Annotated in this window: 12 protein-coding genes and 1 pseudogene; all 13 read left to right on the top strand. The window is 66.3% G+C overall.

The genetic code is table 11. The annotated features are described in order from the left end of the window. Positions 1 to 5,938: pseudogene (locus tag A9975_RS27100) on the top strand (hypothetical protein); the annotation flags it as partial. Positions 5,939 to 6,002: 64 nt separating this feature from the next. After that, positions 6,003 to 7,523 carry a TolC family protein gene (locus A9975_RS27095; RefSeq protein ID WP_241754708.1) on the top strand — a complete coding sequence of 507 codons (1,521 nt, stop codon included), beginning with the start codon at positions 6,003 to 6,005 and terminating at the stop codon, positions 7,521 to 7,523. Positions 7,524 to 7,594: 71 nt separating this feature from the next. After that, positions 7,595 to 8,365, top strand: a complete 771-nt coding sequence (locus tag A9975_RS27090; RefSeq protein WP_150986986.1) for an efflux RND transporter periplasmic adaptor subunit — start codon at positions 7,595 to 7,597, stop codon at positions 8,363 to 8,365. Continuing rightward, positions 8,362 to 9,705, top strand: coding sequence for an efflux RND transporter periplasmic adaptor subunit (locus A9975_RS27085; RefSeq protein ID WP_183035440.1), 1,344 nt, complete (start codon positions 8,362 to 8,364; stop codon positions 9,703 to 9,705). The genes A9975_RS27090 and A9975_RS27085 overlap by 4 nt, the downstream gene beginning before the upstream one ends. A 1-nt stretch (position 9,706) precedes the next feature. Continuing rightward, on the top strand, positions 9,707 to 11,806 hold the full coding sequence (locus A9975_RS27080; RefSeq protein ID WP_183035439.1) for an HlyD family efflux transporter periplasmic adaptor subunit: 2,100 nt from the start codon (positions 9,707 to 9,709) through the stop codon (positions 11,804 to 11,806). 38 nt (positions 11,807 to 11,844) lie between these two features. Next, on the top strand, positions 11,845 to 12,450 hold the full coding sequence (gene cysC, locus A9975_RS27075; protein ID WP_183035438.1) for an adenylyl-sulfate kinase: 606 nt from the start codon (positions 11,845 to 11,847) through the stop codon (positions 12,448 to 12,450). A gap of 127 nt (positions 12,451 to 12,577) precedes the next feature. After that, the gene (locus tag A9975_RS27070) at positions 12,578 to 13,234 is read left to right on the top strand and encodes a hypothetical protein (protein WP_255503550.1); all 657 of its coding nucleotides are present in this window, start codon (positions 12,578 to 12,580) and stop codon (positions 13,232 to 13,234) included. Positions 13,235 to 13,325: 91 nt separating this feature from the next. Beyond that, positions 13,326 to 13,829, top strand: coding sequence for a hypothetical protein (locus A9975_RS27065; protein WP_255503549.1), 504 nt, complete (start codon positions 13,326 to 13,328; stop codon positions 13,827 to 13,829). A 119-nt stretch (positions 13,830 to 13,948) separates the two neighbouring features. Beyond that, on the top strand, positions 13,949 to 14,524 hold the full coding sequence (locus A9975_RS27060) for a helix-turn-helix transcriptional regulator (RefSeq protein ID WP_183035436.1): 576 nt from the start codon (positions 13,949 to 13,951) through the stop codon (positions 14,522 to 14,524). Between the two features lie 113 nt (positions 14,525 to 14,637). Beyond that, complete coding sequence (locus A9975_RS27055; RefSeq protein ID WP_183035435.1) at positions 14,638 to 15,204, top strand: HD domain-containing protein; 567 nt, start codon at positions 14,638 to 14,640, stop codon at positions 15,202 to 15,204. 31 nt (positions 15,205 to 15,235) lie between these two features. Further along, positions 15,236 to 15,742: a GNAT family N-acetyltransferase gene (locus tag A9975_RS27050; RefSeq protein ID WP_183035434.1), complete on the top strand. Its 507-nt coding sequence runs from the start codon at positions 15,236 to 15,238 to the stop codon at positions 15,740 to 15,742. A 341-nt stretch (positions 15,743 to 16,083) separates the two neighbouring features. Continuing rightward, positions 16,084 to 16,506, top strand: a complete 423-nt coding sequence (locus tag A9975_RS27045) for a hypothetical protein (RefSeq protein ID WP_183035433.1) — start codon at positions 16,084 to 16,086, stop codon at positions 16,504 to 16,506. A gap of 285 nt (positions 16,507 to 16,791) precedes the next feature. Next, positions 16,792 to 19,266, top strand: a complete 2,475-nt coding sequence (locus A9975_RS27040; protein WP_183035432.1) for an ankyrin repeat domain-containing protein — start codon at positions 16,792 to 16,794, stop codon at positions 19,264 to 19,266. Position 19,267: the final 1 nt, after the last annotated feature.

Genomic DNA, 19,267 nt, shown 5'->3' with positions numbered 1-19,267 from the left:
TGGCGGCAGCGGCTGGGATGCCACCGGGGGCGCGGGCGGCAGCGCGGCGGGCGGCATCTTCAACGCGACCGGCGCAACCCTCAATGTGGTTGGCAATTCGATCATCAGTAACAACCTGGGCGCGGGCGGTGGTGGTGGCGGTGGGGCTGGCGCGGGAAGCGGGAGCAATGCGAACGGCGGTGCTGGTGGCCTGGGTGTGGGCGCCATATGGAACCAGGGCACCGTGCACATCACGGCTTCGGCCTATGCGGCGATGAGCGGCAACGCAGGCGCAAGCGGGGCGGGTGGCCTTGAAGATAGCGGAGGGTCTACCGGTATCAGTCCCGCATCCTCTAACAAGATCTACAACGACACCGGCGGTGTCCTAGACAAGACCTACATCCCGAACGCCGCCCCCGTTGCGACCGCGAGTGGCGGCACAACCGCGTTCACCGAAGGCAACAACGTCGCCAGCACGCCGGTGGTGGTCGATAGCGGCGTCACGTTCAGCGATGCGGACAACGCCACGTTCGCCAGCGGCAAGGTGGCGATCACCGGCAACTTCCACAGCGGCGAAGACGTGCTGGCCTTCACCAACGACGGCGCCACCATGGGCAATATCTCGGCGAGCTACAACAGCGGGACCGGGGTGCTGACCCTGACCTCGTCCGGTGCGACCGCCACGACGGCGCAGTGGCAAGCGGCGCTGCGCTCGGTCACGTACACCGATAGCTCGGACACGCCGAACACCAGCAACCGCACCATCACCTTTACCGTCAATGACGGCACGTCCGATAGCAATGCCGCGGCCAAGACGGTCAGCGTTGCCGCGGTCGACGACTCGCCCATTGCAACGGCCAGCGGCGGCACCACCGCATTCACCGAGGGCAACAACGTCACCAGCACGCCGGTTGTCATCGATGGCGGCTTCACGGTCAGCGATGCGGACAACACCACGCTGGCCAACGCGACCGTCGCCATTACCGGTAACTTCCAAGGTGGTGAGGACGTGCTGGCCTTCACCAACAACCCCGCCACCATGGGCAATATCTCGGCGGTCTACAACGGCGGGACCGGGGTGATGACCCTGACCTCGTCGGGCGCTAGCGCCACGAAGGCGCAGTGGCAGGCGGCGCTGCGCTCGGTCACCTACACCGATAGCTCGGACACGCCGAACACCAGCAACCGCACCATCAGCTTCACCGTCAATGACGGCACGGCCAATAGCAATACGGTCACCAAGACAGTCAGCGTTGCCGCGGTCGATGACACGCCGCTGGCGACCACCAGCGGTGGCGCCACCGCGTTCACCGAGGGCAACAACGTCGCGAGCACGCCGGTTGCCATCGATGGCGGCTTCACGCTCAGCGACCTGGACAACACCACGCTCGCCAGTGCCACCGTGTCGATTACCGGCAATCTCCACGCAGCCGAGGATGTGCTGGCGTTCACCAACGACGGCGCCACCATGGGCAATATCACGGCGAGCTACAACCTCGGGACCGGGGTGATGACCCTGACGTCGTCCGGCGCGAGCGCCACGACGGCACAGTGGCAAGCGGCGCTGCGATCCGTCAAGTACACCGATACGTCGGACCTGCCGAACACCAGCAACCGCACCATCAGCTTTACCGTCAATGACGGCACGGCCGATGGCAATACGGCGACCAAGGTCATTACCGTCGCGGCCGTCGATGACTCGCCCATTGCCACCGGTTCCGGCGGCACCACCGCGTTCACCGAAGGCAACAACGTTGCCAGCACGCCGGTTGTCATCGATAGCGGATTCACGGTCAGCGACGCGGACAACACCACGCTGGCCAGCGCTACGGTTGCCATTACCGGCAATTTCCACGGCGGCGAAGACGTGCTGGTTTTCACCAACAACGGCGCCACCATGGGCAATATCTCGGCGAGCTACAACAGCGCGACCGGCATACTGACCCTGACCTCGTCCGGCGCGACCGCCACGATGGCCCAGTGGCAAGCGGCGCTGGGCTCGGTCACCTACACCGATGTCTCGGACACGCCGAACACCAGCAACCGCACCATCAGCTTCACCGTCAATGACGGCACGGCCGATAGCAATACGGTCACCAAGACGGTCAGCGTGACCGCGGTCGACGACACACCCATGGCAACGGCCAGCGGCGGCACCACCGCGTTTACCGAAGGCAACAACGTCACCAGCACGCCGGTTGTCATTGATGGCGGATTCACGGTCAGCGACGCGGACAACGCCACGCTGGCTAGCGCTACGGTTGCCATTACCGGCAATTTCCACAGCGGCGAAGACGTGCTGGCCTTCACCAGCAACCCCGCCACCATGGGCAATATCTCGGCGAGCTACAACAGCGCGACCGGGGTGATGACCCTGACCTCGTCCGGCGCGAGCGCCACGACGGCGCAGTGGCAAGCGGCGCTGCGCTCGGTCACCTACACCGATAGCTCGGATACGCCGAACACCAGCAACCGCACCATCAGCTTTACCGTCAATGACGGCACGGCCGATAGCAATACGGTCACTAAAACGGTCAGCGTTGCCGCGGTCGACGATACGCCCATTGCAACGACCAGCGGTGGCACCACCGCGTTCACCGAAGGCAACAACGTCGTCAGCACGCCGGTCGCCATCGACAGCGGATTGACGCTCAGCGACCTGGACAACACCACGCTCGCCAGCGCCACCGTGTCGATTACCGGCAATCTCCACGCAGCCGAGGATGTGCTGGCGTTCACCAACGACGGCGCCACCATGGGCAATATCACGGCGAGCTACAACCTCGGGACCGGGGTGATGACCCTGACGTCGTCAGGCGCGAGCGCCACGACGGCACAGTGGCAAGCGGCGCTGCGATCCGTCACGTACACGGATACGTCGGACCTGCCGAATAGCAGCAACCGCACCATCAGCTTCACGGTCAACGATGGCACGACCGACAGTGCCGCCGCCACCAAGCTTGTCAGCGTGGATGCCGTCAATGACAACCCGGTCAACGCCGTTCCGCCAGCCCAGAGTGTCGATCAGAACAGCGCGCTGACATTCAGCGCAGGCAACGGCAGCCAGATCTCGGTCAGCGATCTCGATTCCGCCGGCGGCGTCGAGCAAGTGACGCTGACGGCAACCAACGGCGTGATCACGCTCTCCGGCACGTCGAGCCTGACCTTTCTGGTCGGCTCCGGTGCAGGTGACGCCACCATGACATTCACGGGGACGCTGACGGACATCAACGCCGCGCTGAATGGCCTTGTCTATACGCCTACGCCCGGATATCACGGCGCAGGCAGTATCCAGATCACCACGAATGACCAGGGGCTGACGGGTTCCGGCGGCGCCAAGACGGCTACCGATACGATCGCGATCACCGTCAACAGCATCAATCCCGTCGTCACCAACGTCGATGCCCTCACCGCCAATGGCACTTACAAGGTTGGCGACACGGTCAACGTGGTGGTGACGTTCGACCAGGCGGTGACCGTCGACACCACGGGCGGCACGCCGACCCTGCTGCTGGAAACCGGCGCGGTGGACCGCAATGCCACCTACATCTCGGGCTCCGGCACCAATACGCTCACGTTCCGCTATACCGTGCAGGCCGGCGACAGCAGCGCCGATCTCGATGTGGCATCGTCAGCCGCGCTGGCATTGAACGGCGGCGTGATCACCAACGCCAGCAGCGACGCCGCGGTACTGGCCCTGCCTGCCGTGGGTGGCGCCCATTCGATGGGCGGCCAGCATGACATCGTGGTGGATGGCATTGCGCCGACCGTGGCGACCGTCAGCGTGCCGGCCAACGGCACCTATGTTACTGGCCAGAACCTCGATTTCACCGTCAACTACAGCGAGGCCGTGGTGGTCGACACCACCGGCGGCACACCGCGCATCGCCGTGACGCTGGACACCGGCGGCACGGTCTACGCCAGCTACGTGTCCGGCTCCGGCACCAGCGCCCTGACATTCCGCCTGACCGTGGCGAGCGGCCAGCTCGACAGCAATGGCGTGGCCGTTGCTTCCGCGCTGGATCTCCACGGCGGCACGGTGCGCGATGTCGCGGGCAACGATGCGGTGACCGCGCTGAACAGCGTGGCATCCACCGCCGGGGTGCTGGTTGATGCCGTGGCGCCGTCAGCGGTAGCGGTCATCGCCGCCAACCCCACGCCGACCGCGGGCAACGCCGTCCAGTTCACGGTGACCTTCAGCGAGAACGTCACCGGCGTGGATGTGAGCGATTTCGTCTTGTCCGGCACAGGCACGGCCGCCGGCCAGGTTGCCTCGGTGACGCAGGTCGATGGGCATACCTATAGCGTGGTGGTGACCAACGTGACCGGCGACGGCCAGCTGGGACTGGACCTGAAGGCCAGCGGCACCGGCATTGCCGATGTGGCAGGCAACGCCATTGCCGGCGGCCTGGCCGGCCAGCGCTACGTGGTCGACCACACCGCCCCGGTGGTGCTCGGCGTGAGCGCGCCGGCCGGCGGCGACTACAACGCCGGCAAGGTGCTCGATTTCACGGTGAGCCTGTCCGAGACCACGGTGATCGATACCACCCGGGGCACGCCGCGCCTGGCGCTCGATGTTGGTGGCCAGACCGTCTACGCCGAATACGTGTCCGGGAGCGGGACTACCGCGCTGACCTTCCGCTATATCGTTGCGGCTGGCCAGAATGACGCCAACGGCATCGCCGTGACCGCCTTGCAGGCCAACGGTGGCACGATGCGCGACAGCGCCGGCAATGCGATCGATGTGTCCCTGCACGGCGTGGCGGATACGCGTGCCGTGACGGTGGACACCACGCCGCCCACGGCCGTGGGCATTGTGCGCGTGGATGCGTCGCCCACCTCAGGCCGCGCGGTGAGCTACACCGTGACGTTTGCCGAAGGCGTCACCGGCGTGGATGCGGCCGACTTCGTGCTGACCCGGACCGGCTCTGCAACGGGGGCCATCAGCGCCGTCACCCAGGTCGATGCGCGGACCTATACCGTGCTTGTCACCGGTCTGGGCGGCTCCGGGCAGATTGGCCTGACGCTCAATGCAAGTGGCACGGGCATTGCCGACAGCGCGGGCAACACGCTCGTGGCGGGCGCGAGCGGCGATCCGTACGAGGCGCGCTCGACCGTCCATCTGACGACGCAACCCGCGCCAGCCCCGGTGCCCGTGCCGGGGCTGGCACCGCTGGCGCCAGCCGGGTCGGCGCCGCTGATCACGCTGACCGCGCTTGACTCGGCGCCTGGCGTCGACGCGCCGACGCTCAACCCGGCCGGCAACAGCACCGGTTTCAGCGCCGACGCCGTTGGCCGGAACCCGTTCAATGCGGATCCGCTTTCGGCCGGCAGCCTGAGCTATGCGCTGCAGGCGCCGGAAGGGCGCATGAATCTGGTCGACGTTGGCGGCGCCGGCAGCATTGGCCTGCAAGCCATGCCGGAGATCGGCAGTTTCTCGGCGCGGGCGGGCGAGGCGGTCAGCATCGCGCTGCCGGCTTCGCTGTTCCGCGCGAGCGACCGCGAAGCCACGGTGACGGTGGAGGTGCGCCTGGCCAACGGGCGCCCGCTGCCGCCGTGGCTCAAGTTCGATCCGGTGACCGGCACGCTGGCCGGCAAGCCGCCGCAAGGCATGAACCAGCAACTCCAGATCGAAGTCACCGCACGGGACAGCAAGGGCAATCGCGCCAGCAGCCACCTGGACCTGAACGTGAAAGCGTCGGCCGACTCGCGTGCGGGCCTGGAGCACGCCGACACGCTCGCACAGGGCGACGGCAGCCATGCCGATCCGTTGGCCGGCCTCCTGCAAGCCGCCACGGCACAGCCGGCCGGCAAGCCGGCGCTGGCTGTGCAGTTCGATCAGTTTGGCCGGCCCGCGCAACAGGCCGCCAATGCGGCTTTGCTGCGCCACCTGCAAATGAGCCGGCAGCCGCAAGCTCCGGCCCAAGCGCCAGCACAAGCACAACCGGAGCAGGCCTAGGCCGGTAGCGAATCACGTCATGACTCACTATAAAACGCAGCAACCCCGGAAAGAGGAAAATCCGTTGTCGAACGCTATCTCTCGCCTTGTCCAACCCGGACCCAAACGGCTGGTCTGCGTGTTGGTCGCCACCGCGATGCTGGGCGGCTGTGCCATTCAGCCCGTCGCCACCACCCTGGCCGAGCGCCAGGCCGAGCTGCCCGACCAGCGCCAGGCGATGTTCCAGAACCAGGAGGCGCTGGCCGGCCCGGTTACGCTCGAGGAGGCCATGGCGCGCGCGCTGAAGTACAACCTCGACGGCAGGCTCAAGCTGATGGAAGAAGCCATGGCGCAGCGCCAGCTCGACCTGTCGCGCTGGGACATGCTGCCCCGCCTGACGGCCGACGCCGGTTACGCCTGGCGCAGCAACGAACTCGCCTCGTCCTCCAGGGACGTGGTCACCGGGCAGCAGTCCCTGGTGCCATCGACCTCGTCCGAGCGCTCGCACTATAACGGCGACCTGAACCTGTCGTGGAACGTGCTGGACTTCGGTGTCAGCTACTACACCGCGCGCCAGCAGGCCGACCGCGTGCTGGTGATGAGCGAGCGCCGCCGCAAGGTGGTTCACCTGATGATGCAGCAGGTCAGGCAAGCCTACTGGCAAGCCGTGGGCGCGCAGCAGCTCGAAGCCAAGGTGGAGCCCATCCTCAAGCTGACGCAAGCGGCGCTGGACGACTCGCAGCGCATCGAGAAGGAGAGGCTGCAGTCGCCGCTGGAAACGCTGAACTACCAGCGCCAGTTGCTCGACATCCTGCGCCAGCTCGAAGCCGTGCGCGACGAGCTGGCGCAAGCCAAGCCGCGCCTGGCCTCGATCATGAACGTGCCGCCGGGCGATGACTACACGCTGGCTGCGCCAACGGGCTTCAGCCTGCCCAAGCTACCGGTGGCCGCCGACAAGATGGAAGAAACCGCCCTCGTCAACCGGCCCGAACTGGTCGAGGCCGGCTACAACGAGCGTATTGGCCTGGATGAAACCAAGAAGGCCCTCGCCAAGCTGCTGCCGGGCGTGACCTTCCAGCTGGGCGCGAATTTCGACACCGACAACTTCCTGGTGAACAACGCCTGGAACAACATTGGCCTGCGCATGAGCTGGAACCTGCTCAACCTGCTCAACGCCGGCAACATCCGTGCCGCCGCCGACGCGCAGTATGAAGTCGCCAAGCAGCAGCGCCTGGCGCTGAACATGGCGGTGCTGACCCAGGTGCACGTGGCATATCGCGGCTACATCGGCTACAAACGTGCCTTCGAGTTGTCCGGCAAGATGAACGACGTCGATCAGCGCATCCTGACGCATACGCAGAATGCCACCCGTTCCGATGCAGCCGGCAAGCTGGCCGAGATTCGTGCTGGCGCCAGCGCGGTGATGTCAGAGCTGCGGCTGTATCAAGCCTACGGCGCGCTGCAGAATGCCTCTGGCCAGATGATGGCCACCCTGGGCCTGGACCCGTTGCCGACCGCGGTTGGCGGCTATGACCTGCCGACCTTGCGCGCGGCCATCGCCGAGCACGAGAAGACCTTGGTTGAGCCGCCCAAGCAGGCTCAGTAATCAAGCAATCGAGTAATCAAGCAATCGAGCACGCCAGTCATCCCGTAATCCAGTCTTACCGTCACTCCGTAATGAAACGCTTTGCATTGAACGCCGCTGCCTTGCTGCCGCTGCTGCTGGCGGCAGCAGCGGCCGGTGCCGCACCCGTGGCCGCGCCCACCACGTTTGCCGGCGCCGACAAGGATGGCCGTATCCGGACCCAGCTGGCAGCGCGCGAATTCGCCACCATCTCCAGCGAGATCAACGCCAAGATCGACCGCCTGCCGTTGCGGGACGGCGACAGCTTCCGCGCCGGCCAGACGCTGGTCTCGTTCGACTGCGCGCTGTTCAGCGCGCAGCTGCGCAAGGCCGAAGCCTCCGCCGAGGCCGCGCAGCAGGTGCTTGCCGTCAACAAGCGCCTGGCGGAACTGAACTCGGTCGGCAAGCTGGAGATCGAGCAGGCGCAAGCCAAGGCCAAGGAATCGGCCGCGGAGGCCGCCTACATGCGCTCCACCGTCAGCAAGTGCAGCATCGCGGCGCCTTTCTCGGGCCGCGTGACAAAGCGCCTGGCGATGGCGCACGAGTTCGTCACGCCGGGCAAGCCGCTGCTTGAGATTGTCGATTCCAGCGATCTCGAGCTGCAGATGATCGTGCCCTCCAGGTGGCTGGCGCGTATCAAGCCCGGCACGCCGTTCACGGTCCTGGTCGATGAGCTCAACCAGTCGTTCCCGGCCAAGGTCAGCCGCATCGGCGCCAGGATCGACCCGGTGAGCCAGGCGATTTCCATTACCGGCAAGATTGACGGCAGCCAGGCCACCTTGCTGCCGGGCATGAGCGGCTGGGCGAGTTTCCCGGACAAATGACGCAAGGCGCCGATGCACCAACGGCGGTTGCCCCGCTGCTCGCGCTGCTGCAGCTGGAGCGCCGCGCGCGGGAAGCGCAAAGCGTGGAGGCGCTCGGGTTTGTGATGGCCAACGAGACGCTCAGCCTCGTGCCCTACCGGCAGGCGGCGGTCTGGCTGGAGAGCGGCCTGGGCCAGGTCTCGGCCGTATCCGGCCTGCCGCAGGTCGACCCCAACGCGCCTTATCTGCAATGGCTGACCCAGCTCTGCCGCGGGCTGGCCCATGCGCACGCCGATACCACGCCCGTCGATGCCGGTGCCGCGCCAGCCAAAGCCAGCGCGGACTGGGCGGACTGGCTGCCGGCGCACGCCCTGTGGCTGCCGCTCAAAGACCAGCTCGGCCGGCGCGACGGCGCGCTGCTGCTCGCGCGCGAAGCGCCGTTTACCGAGCACGAGCTGGCGGTGCTGGCCGAAGTCACGCATGCCTATGGCCACGCGCTGGCGGCGTTCCGGCCCGCGCAGCCGCTGGGCCAGCGGCTCAAGGCCATGCTGCGGCCGGGGCGAACGCGCCGCCGGGTCCTGCTCGGCCTGCTGGTGGTCTGCCTGATTCCCATGCGGCTCACCGTGCTGGCGCCGGCCGAGGTGTCCGCGCGGGATCCGTTCCTGGTGCGCGCGCCGCTCGATGGCGTGATCGAACGCGTGTACGTCCAGCCAAACCAGCCGGTGCCGCAAGGCGCGCCGCTGTTCAGCCTGGATACAGTGGCGCTGCAGACCCGCCGGGCCGTGGCCGAGCGCGCTTACGATACGGCGCAGGAGACGTACCGCCAGTCGGCGCAGATGGCGGTGACCGACGACGAGAGCCGCCTCAAGATGGCCCAGACCCGCGGGGAACTGGACCAGAAGGCGCTGGAACTCGACTACACCGCCAGGCAGCTGGCGCGCGTGCAGGTCAAGGCCGAGCGCGAGGGCGTGGCCGTTTTTGGCGATGTGAACGACTGGCAGGGCAAGGCCGTCACCATTGGCGAGAAGGTGTTGCTGCTGGCCGATCCGGCCAAGGTGGAACTCACCGCGCAGATGCCGGTGGCGGAGCAGGTCGGCATCCAGGCCGGCGACACAATCACCTTTTACCCGGACGCCAACCCGACCCAGGCGTTCGATGCCCGCATCATCAGCGTGTCCTACGCCGCGGCCGAAACCGATGGCGGCGTGCTGGCCTACCGCGTGCGCGCGAGCTTTGCCGCCAAGGACCTGCCGCGGCTTGGCCTGCGCGGCACCGCGCGGCTGTCGGCCGGCTGGGTTCCTTTTCTCTATCATGCGCTGCGCCGTCCGTTGACGGTGGCGCGCCAGTGGATAGGCATCTAACGTGTTGCCCCCATTACGTCAGGACCTGACGCTGCACCCCGGTCCGGCCGACACCAGCGGCGCACCCACCTGGACCTTGCACGACCCGGCCGCCAACAAGTTCTATCAACTATCCTGGCCGGCATTCGAGATCCTCTCGCGCTGGCCGCTTGGAGACGCGCACGCGCTGCTGGATGCGGTGAACCGCGAGACCACGCTGAGCGTCGGCGAGGACGAGCTCGAAGCGGTAGTGCAGTTGCTCCACCGGCACAACCTGCTGCTGGCGTGGCGGGCAGAAGACAGCGCGCGGCTGGGCCGCATCGCGGGCGCGCACCGCGTGAGCAAGGCCATGTGGCTGCTCAAGCATTACTTGTTCTTCCGCGTGCCGCTGGTGCGGCCCATGCCCATGCTGCAGCGCTGCGCGCCGTGGGTCGAATGGGCGTTCAAGCCGCGTTTCTGGTGGGGCGTGGGGCTGGTTGCCCTGCTTGGCCTTTACCTGGTCTCGCGCCGCTGGGATGAATTTACCCATACCTTTGCCTCCTATGCGGGCCTGCAGGGATTGCTAGGCATCGGGCTGGCGCTGTCGCTGGCCAAGGTGCTGCATGAGCTGGGCCACGCGTTTACCGCCTACCGTTACGGCTGCCGCGTACCCACCATGGGGGTTGCCTTCCTGGTGATGTGGCCCGTGCTCTATACGGACACCAACGAAGCCTGGAAGCTGATGCGGCGCGAGGACCGGCTCAAGATCGGCGCCGCCGGCATGCTCTCGGAGCTGGCGCTGGCCGCTTTTGCCACGGTGGCGTGGAGCTTCCTGCCGGACGGGCCGCTGCGTGCGGGCGCGTTCATGCTGGCAACCAGCACGTGGCTGCTGACCCTCGCCATCAATGCCAGCCCGTTCATGCGCTTCGACGGCTACTTCCTGCTGGCGGACTGGCTCAACATGCCCAACCTGCACGACCGCGCATTCGCGATGGCGCGCTGGTGGCTGCGGGAGCGGCTGTTCGGCTTCGCGGATCCGGCACCCGAATCCTTTTCCGCCTCGCGGCGCCGCTTCCTCATTGTCTTCGCCATCCTGACCTGGCTTTACCGGCTCGGCTTGTTCTTCGGCATCGCGCTGACCGTCTATCACCTGTTCTTCAAGACGCTGGGGCTGGCCCTGCTGGCCATCGAGCTAGGCGTGTTCATCGTCATGCCCGTCGTTCGCGAAGTACTGGTGTGGCGCCACCGCCGTGCGGATATCCATTGGAACGCGCAGACCCGGCGCGCCGTGGTCTTGCTCGGCGTGCTGCTGGCCGTGGTCGTGATCCCCTGGGGCGGCACCATTCGCGCACCGGCCGTGCTCAGCGCCAGCCAGAGCCAGTCGCTCTATGCGGCCCAGCCCGGCTATGTGAGCGGCGGCGCGGTGCAAGCCGGGCAGACGGTCGCCGCAGGCCAGTTGCTGGCGCAACTGGTCTCGCCGGAACTGGACTTCCGCCTGGCTGCCGCACAGGCGCAGGCGCAGCAACTGCGCTGGCAAATGGAGCAGCAGCCGTTTGCCACCAAACTGCGCGAGGAGGGCGATGTGCTGCGCCGCCGCTGGGCCGCTGCCCAGGCGGAGGTGACGGGCCTTGCCGAAGAGCGCAAGCGCATGGAAGTGCGCGCGCCGTTCGCCGGGCGCGTGGTGGACGCCAACCTGTTCCTCGCCGATGGCGCGTGGCTGGCGCGCGGCGAACCGCTTTACCATATCGTCGGCCAGGGTAGCGAGCTCAAGGCGGAGGCCTTCATCGGCGAGCAGGACCATGCCGCGCTCACCGCCGGCAGCAGCGGCGTCTTTGTCGCCAATCTCCCGGAATTCGGCTCGGTGCGCTGCGCCGCCGCGCAGACGGACCAGGTCAATGTCGCTGGCCTGGAGCAGCGCACGCTGGCTAGCCTCTATGGTGGCCCCATCGCGGTCACGCGCAGCCAGCACAACGGGCTGGCGCCCACCACGGCCATCTTCCGCGTGCGCTTGTCGCATTGCGACGCGCTCCCACTGTCTCGCGAATTGCCCGGTACCGTGCTGCTGGCACGCCAGCGCCATAGCCTGGCGGGCGATGCCTGGACCGCGCTGCTGGGTCTGATGCAGCGCGAACGCGGCCTTTGATCCCGCAGCCCGACGCCAAATACCGGATCACGCACCGCATGCACCTCACGCACCTCACGCCAAATACATCGCACGACACCGGGCACCGGCCGGGAACGGTCTGGATCACCGGGCTATCAGGGGCGGGCAAGACCACGCTCAGCCACGCCCTGCGCAAACGGATGCTGGCCGCCGGCCATCCGGTGCTGCTGCTCGATGGCGATGAAATGCGCGCTGGCCTCAACCGCGATCTGGGCTTTTCGGACGCGGACCGCACGGAGAACATCCGCCGCGCTGCTGAAGTGGCCAGGCTCGCCAATCGCAGCGGCCTGTGGGTGGTGGCGGCATTCATCTCGCCGCTGCGCAGCCAGCGCCAGCAGGCGCGCGAGATCATCGGCGCCGATGCGTTCCTTGAAGTGTTTCTCAGCGCCAGCTTCGCGGTTTGCGCGCGGCGCGATGCCAAGGGGCTCTATGCCAAGGCGTCGGCCGGGCAGATCAGCCAGTTCACCGGCCTGAGCGCCCCGTACGAAGCCCCCTTTGCGCCAGACCTGGAGATTGATACCGAAGTCGTCGGGCCGGAGCAGGCGGCGGATTTGATCCACGAGGCGCTGGCACGTTCGTCTGTGCGCGGCACCCTATCTGCTACGCGCCCCCTCCCTCGGTAGGGTCTAGCTCCGCTTTACCTCACCGTTACTATAAATGCCGCCACCTTGTGGTAGCTATCCTTTGGCTGGCGTGCATCTCGGCCACCCGTAGGCTGACGGATAAAACACAATAAACAGAAGAAGAGTCATGCAATACAAGAACAGAAATCATTCGGGTAATTCAGGTAATTCAGGTAATTCGGGTCGTTCTTTCATTCGCCAGCTCTCGCTAGCCTTGTTGGTCAGCGGCGCCGCGCTGCTGACCGGATGTGCCAGCACTTATGTGGATACCGCGACCAAGGAGGTCCCCGTAGCCAGCATGAAAAAGCCGGAGCAGCCAAAGCAAGTGCAACTCGTGTTCGAGTTCCAGACAAAGGGCGCGCCCAATGCACGGGTCACGAGTTTCTTGAAGGACGATGTGGCCAAGCAGGTTAAGGAGAGCGGCCTGTTTTCCACAGTTGCAACAGAGCCGGTGCCGGGTGCCTCCCTGCTCAGCGTGACACTCAATAATGTTCCCTTGACCACGGATGCAGCGAGCAAGGGCTTCGTGACGGGACTTACCTTTGGCCTGGCGGGCAGTGCCGTTACGGATGGCTATATCTGTACCGTCAGCTATCTTCCGGCCGGGCAATCCACCCCCATCGTGAAGACGGCGCGCCATGCCATCCATACGACGCTGGGCAATGCCAGCCCCCCTGCCGGTGCCGTGAAGTCCGAGAGCATGGCAGTAGCGGCTCAGAAGATGACGCGCGATGTACTGAGCAATGCCTTGAAGGATCTGTCCGATGACGCATCCTTCCACTGATGCTGGCGCTCGCGGGCGTGCCTGCCGCTTGGCAGCCCTGCTGATTTGCATGGCAGGGCTGCTGCAGCTGGCGGGTTGCGCGGAGATGCGCATGGGTCAGCCGAAGGCGACGATCGAGAACGCGGCAAAGCTCCGTGGGGCCGGCCTGGCGCCCGTGGAGGTCGGCCGCTTTACGCTGGACCCGGCAAAGGGTGCGGGGCTGGACCAGGGCGTCAGTATCCGGAGCAACAAGCTGCGTTCGCCAGTAGAGGATTCCTTTGCACAGTATCTGCGGCAAACGTTGCGGGCGGAACTGGCCTCTGCCGGCTTGCTGGATCCTGGTGCGGATGCCGTAGTGAGCGGTGTCTTATCGGACAGCCAGGTAGATGCGCCGATTGGCCAGGGAACGGCTTCGCTCGGGGCCCGTTTTGTCGTCACCCGTGCCGGTAGCGTGCGCTACGACAAGCAGCTCGATGTCAATGCCACGTGGGATTCACCTTTCATCGGCGCGGTTGCCATCCCGCAGGCAGCCGGACAGTACGAGGCGCTCTACCGCAAGCTGGTGGGCGTGTTGCTGGTCGATCCTGCCTTCCAGTCGGCGCTAGCAAAGCCATAAGCCGGGCCGCGGTGCTTCGTTCAGGCCGCGACGGCGGACTGTTAGCATATCCCGCATTGCCGAGGATTCACGGCATTCCAAGTGATTTTTCAGCCACCGGAATATCAGTTCCCTCAAGCATGCTCCCTGAAGCCGGCATCACGATCGTCTCTCCCTACCCACTATCGCTCGGCGCTGCGCTGCGCCGGTGGCGACGGCTCCATCGCGTGAAGCAGGCGCACGCCGCGCAAATGTGCAATGTGGCGCAATCGACCATCTCGCGTTGGGAAGCGGGTATTCAGGACATGGAGCCCGCCGAGCGCGCCAAGGTGGAGCGGCTACTGTCCGCCCGGGTGGCGGCTGCCGCGGACCTTGCGCTTGCCAGGCTGGTCGGCGAAAGCCCGCGCGCCGTGCACCTTGTCTGCGACCTGACGCATCGGCTTCTTGCGTGCTCGCCGTCGCGTGCCGCCCAGTTCGGCGTGCCCGTCAGCGGGCTTCTTGGCCAGTCATTGTGGCGCTATTCAACGCCGGAGATTGCACGTAAAGAGCGCTCGCTTGAGGATCTCGGGTGGCGGGACCTTCTCGCGCCGCCCGCCGTCGAGTTTGACAGCGGCGTCAATGATTCGGAGATCGTGCCGATCCGGCGGAGCCTCTGCCGCTGGACACGCATGATGCTGTCGGACGGGACCGCGGCACGTCTGGTGGAAACCATCTGATCGCTTCCCGGCGGGATGACGTCGCGCTGGCCGCGCATTTTTTATGCGTGGACAGCGAGGTGCCGTGCGCCTAGGCTTGGATACTGGCAAGCACAAAGCCTGGCAAGCAGAGTATGAACATCGAAAAGATCAAAGGCAGGCTGGCATTTCTTCGCGAGGCGGAGCGGCTAAAGGACGTGCTCAGGAGCGCGCACACGTCGTGCGGCCGCAAGGAAAGCACGGCCGAGCATAGCTGGCGGCTGTGCCTGATGGCGATTGCCTTCGAGGATGCGCTGGCTGGGCTCGATATGCTGAAAGTCCTGAAGCTCTGCGTGATTCACGATCTGGGTGAGGCACTTCACGGTGACATCCCGGCCGTCGATCAAAGCGCGGGGCAGGACAAGAGCCAGCAGGAAAGGGACGACCTGATGGTGCTCACGGGCACGCTGGACGTGGCGCTGCGCGACAGCATTCTTATGATCTGGGAAGAGTACGAAGCCGCATCGTCCCCGGAGGCCAAGGCGGTGAAGGCCCTGGACAAGCTGGAAACCATCATGCAGCACAGCCAGGGAAAGAACCCGCCGGACTTCGACTATGCCTTCAACCTCGGCTATGGAAAGCAATACACAAGTACTGACGAACTCTTCAGGACGATCCGCGCGATCATCGACGATGACACGAAAGGAAGGATGCAAGCGTGATTAACCCGACGACTCCTAACCCGACGACTCCATGCCATTGACAATCCGCCCGGAAACCCCAGCAGACATCGCCGCGATCGAGCGCCTGACGGCCGCGGCCTTCCAGAGCGCCCCGCACACCAGCCATACCGAACATGTCATCGTGAACGCCCTGCGCCGCGCCGGGCAGTTGTCGGTTTCGCTGGTGGCGCGGGATGGCGCCGACATGGTTGGCCATGTTGCACTCTCTCCGGTGTCCATTACCGATGGCACTACAGGCTGGTACGGGCTGGGGCCCATCTCGGTCGTGCCTGAGCGGCAGGGCCAGGGCATCGGCGCGCAGTTGATGGCGTGCGCACTGGATGCGCTGCGCGGCCTGGGTGCCGCAGGCTGCGTGGTGCTCGGTGATCCTGCCTTCTATGGGCGCTTTGGCTTTATGGCACAGTCGGAACTGATGCTCCCCGGCGTTCCCGCCGAGTACTTCCAGTCCTTGTCATTCCAAGGCAGCCGGCCCGCCGGCACCGTGCGCTATCACGAGGCATTCGACGCCACGGCGTGATCGCAGGGCGTTGCGGAATCCGGATTGATGCATTGCGACAGAGGAAACGGAGAGGCTACATCCAGTGCTGGCGCGGTCCGCGCGGCATTGTCTGGCGTGCAGGAAAGTGTATCGGTCTATCTCAGGGTTTCCCCTAACCCCCGGACAGGAGTAAATTCATGCATCGCCATGCCGCACTGGATGTCGGCGAAGGCCCCGGGCGCGGCGTTAACCCGAGGGTGTCCAGTGATCATGTCGCGCTCTGCCAGCGGCAACCAGGATTTCGTGTTGTTGGCTGAGCCTCGTGCCCGGGTGCATCCCGGTGCGCCTCCACCCAAGTCAGCAGGAAAGGAAGTGAACCCATGAGCTCCACGATCGAAGCACTGTTCCCGAATCAACAAGGCGCCGCCGACAGCGTCGTCTCCGCACTCAATCACCAGGAGATCCTCGTCGCCCTGTCGGCGCTGGTAGCCGACCGGCGCGTGGCCGTGCTGCACATGCTGTACCCGCGCACCGACGCGCGCACGCACCGAAGCCTCGACACGCTGGTCAGCACGCTGCACGGCCATGGCCTGCACGAGGTGGCCACGCTGGTCTCGCAGGAAGCGCACTACCTGGTCTTCAAGGACCCCACCAAGGCATGGAAAGCGTTCCAGGAAATCCGCCACGACTCGCTGGCGATCGGGGTGCACTTGTACTACAAGGGGCTCTCGGGGGACGACGCGGAAAAGTCGCTCGACGCGGACGCGCACCAGAAGACGGATGCGCCTGTGCGCCGTCACTGAGCGGCTTCGTTGCCGGCGCTGCTGCCGCCAACCGGACGGGCGGGGCGCTGGCCGCCGGCGGGCCGCCTGCCGATTTTCCGGCATGGCATGCCTCGGCGGACCGATACGGCATGCCGCGTTAAAAGTGGATGAAGAGTGGACGAAAAGTGGATGAAAAGTGGCTTTGACAGGTGAGCGGAGTATCATCGGGCCGCCTGTCACTCTTCCCAGTCCCGGATGTTCCGCATTCCTGCCACGGCTCAATCTCAAGCTCTCCACGTTTCCTTCGTTCCCCGATTTTCCCGCTTGCTCGGCGCCGCGGCGCTGGCTCTAGCCTGCCTCGCCGGCACGCCGCGCCCCGCGCTGGCATACGACATCGGCGCGGTGATCGAAGCCATGCGCCTTAGCCGCTATGCCCTGAACGCGCCTGAGCGGCGCGTGTGGGGCACCGAAAACGCGCGCGATGCGCTGCTGGTCGGCCAGGTCGAAAACCGCTTGTTCTTCTACCGCTATGTGCGCGACGGCAGCACGTCCAGGCTGGTGTTCCGTTCGCCGCCGCTGGTGATCGACCCGGGTACCTGGCGGCCAGCGCACGAGGAAAACGTGTCCGTCACCACGCCCAGGGGCGACGAGACCTTTTACTGGGTGGCCTACACCTACAACGATGTCGACGGCAAGCAGGTGAACGGCTACCTGGTGGACGCAGCCGGCGAAGCCATCTCGGTGCGCGCCGACGCCAGTACCGCAACGGTGACCAGCACGCGGCCCTGGGACGCGGCGCGCCAGGCGCAGGCCATGGCCACGCTGCGCAAAGCCCTGGTGAGCTACCCCAGCCGCCTGACGGCCATGCCGGCCGACTTGCGCTTCGTGCAGCGCCCGCCGGTCGACACCCTGGCTGCCTTCCGCGCGCTGCACCAGGCAGCGCGCGCCATCCCCCGTTCGAGGACCGCGGAATTCGCCCGCGCGCTGGCGCAGTTGCGCACCTTCGTGATGGAGCAGGACTATCGCGAGATCGACTCCAAGGGCGAATACCCCGACACGCTGGTCGCCCTGAACGACTATGGATTCTGGCTGGCCGAGGCCGGCGATGCGGCCCAGGCCGACCTGATCCTGGGCGAGGTGCTGCGCCGGGACCCGTCGCGCATCGCGGCCTACCTGAACCGCGCGGACGCGCGCTGGCAGCAGCGCGAGCGCGAGCGCAACCCGGAAAAGCGCGACTATTACCTGGCGCTGGCGCGCGAGGACTACCGCCAGTACTGCAGCCTGCGGCTGGTGTCCAACAATGCCATCCCGTCCAACGTGGCGGCCCGCATCAGCACCGCGCTGGACGAGAAGCAGCTGACCGCGGCCACCTGCCGGCCGCGCCTGGAGATCTTCCCGGCGATCAAGGCCGGCGACCTGCAGGCGGTGCGCCTGCAACTGGCGCGCGGCCAGGATCCGAACGGGGTCAACGAGCATGGCGTCTCCGCGCTGAGCGTGGCGGTGTACTACAAGCAGGAGGAGGTCGTGCGCGCCTTGCTGGCCGGCGGCGCCAAGGTGGACGGGCCGAACCGCGGCGCGGCCTTGATGGCTTCGGCCATGCCGGACGGACGCGACCAGCGCCCCCTGGCGCAGCGCTACGCCATCGCGGACATCCTGCTGGCGGCGGGCGCCTCGCTGGAGGCGCCCGACATCAACGGCACGCCTTTGCTGATCACGCGCACGTCCTACTATGGGGACGATCGCACCACGCTGGAATACCTGCTGTCCCACGGCGCCGATCCGAATACGCATGAAAAAAAGGGCCGCACCGTGCTGCACGCCGCCATCAGCAACTTCCGCACGCGCTGGTTTGCGGATCAGCTGCTGGCCAAGGGCGCCGACATCAACGCGGCCTACATCAGCATGGTTTACGGCAATAGCTTCATGTGGGAAACGCCCTTGCTGGAAGCATTGCGCGAGTCGAGCGGTGAGCTCAAGCCGGGCGTGACCCTCGCCATCCCGGAGCGCGTGGCCTTTGTGCTCGATCGTGGCGCGGACGCTTCGGTGGGCGGCTATGGCGGCAAGGATGCCGTGGCGCGCAACGGCCTGGACGAGGCGCTGCGCCTCTCGGCCTCCTATTTGCAGCCCGCGCTGGTAGACCGGCTGGTGCGGGCCTCGCGCAAGCCGGCGGCGCCGCTGACCAGCGAGCCCCTGTCGGCCCTGCTGCGCACGTGGAGCTACCTGGAGGCGCGGGCGCAAGCCAGCAAGGACAGCCCGGCGTGGGACGGCTTGCGCGCCAGCGCGCGTGCCACGGCCGAGCGGATGGTAGCGGCCGGCGTCAGCCTCAAATACGAGAACAGCGCGCAGGGCATGAAGGACAACGCGATCGCGCCGCTGAGCGCGCCCTGGCTGCCGGATGACCTGTACCTGGCGTGGCTGAAGGCGGGGGCCGACCAGACCGACCGCAGCGACGGCGGCATGCGCATCAACGGCGTGGACCAGAACGACGCGCTGCCGCTGGTGATCATGATGCAGCTGGGCCAGCAAGCCAAGGTGAAGATGCTGCTGGAGCACGACGCCGCGCTCTACAGCGACCCGCAACGCTGCGGCATGGCCGTGGCGGATGTGCTGTCATGGCAGCTGGGCAATGCCGGCAAGGCCATCAGCCCGGAGATGGCGGGCGCGATCAGCCATGTCATGCAAGGCGCTGCCAAGGCCGGCAACTGCGACATGAGCATGAAGGCGCGCGCCAGGCCGTATATCGGCGTGAGCGCCGATGAGCTGGCGCGCTACATCGAAAGAGGCGTCGCCGCGCGCTGAA

The organism is Cupriavidus sp. UME77 (assembly GCF_014170355.1).
In the GTDB taxonomy this organism is placed as follows: Bacteria; Pseudomonadota; Gammaproteobacteria; order Burkholderiales; family Burkholderiaceae; genus Cupriavidus; species Cupriavidus basilensis.
The sequence above is the reverse complement of the archived record's forward strand: the minus strand, read 5'-3'. Positions and strand labels throughout refer to the sequence as shown.

What these genes read in the sequence shown, in the direction of transcription:
- A9975_RS27050 (WP_183035434.1), top strand. Translation starts at nt 15,236, where the DNA reads ATGCCATTGACAATCCGCCCGGAAACCCCAGCAGACATCGCCGCGATC.
- A9975_RS27070 (WP_255503550.1), top strand. Translation starts at nt 12,578, where the DNA reads ATGCAATACAAGAACAGAAATCATTCGGGTAATTCAGGTAATTCAGGT.
- A9975_RS27045 (WP_183035433.1), top strand. Translation starts at nt 16,084, where the DNA reads ATGAGCTCCACGATCGAAGCACTGTTCCCGAATCAACAAGGCGCCGCC.
- A9975_RS27085 (WP_183035440.1), top strand. Translation starts at nt 8,362, where the DNA reads ATGACGCAAGGCGCCGATGCACCAACGGCGGTTGCCCCGCTGCTCGCG.
- A9975_RS27090 (WP_150986986.1), top strand. Translation starts at nt 7,595, where the DNA reads ATGAAACGCTTTGCATTGAACGCCGCTGCCTTGCTGCCGCTGCTGCTG.
- cysC (WP_183035438.1), top strand. Translation starts at nt 11,845, where the DNA reads ATGCACCTCACGCACCTCACGCCAAATACATCGCACGACACCGGGCAC.
- A9975_RS27055 (WP_183035435.1), top strand. Translation starts at nt 14,638, where the DNA reads ATGAACATCGAAAAGATCAAAGGCAGGCTGGCATTTCTTCGCGAGGCG.
- A9975_RS27060 (WP_183035436.1), top strand. Translation starts at nt 13,949, where the DNA reads ATGCTCCCTGAAGCCGGCATCACGATCGTCTCTCCCTACCCACTATCG.
- A9975_RS27065 (WP_255503549.1), top strand. Translation starts at nt 13,326, where the DNA reads ATGGGTCAGCCGAAGGCGACGATCGAGAACGCGGCAAAGCTCCGTGGG.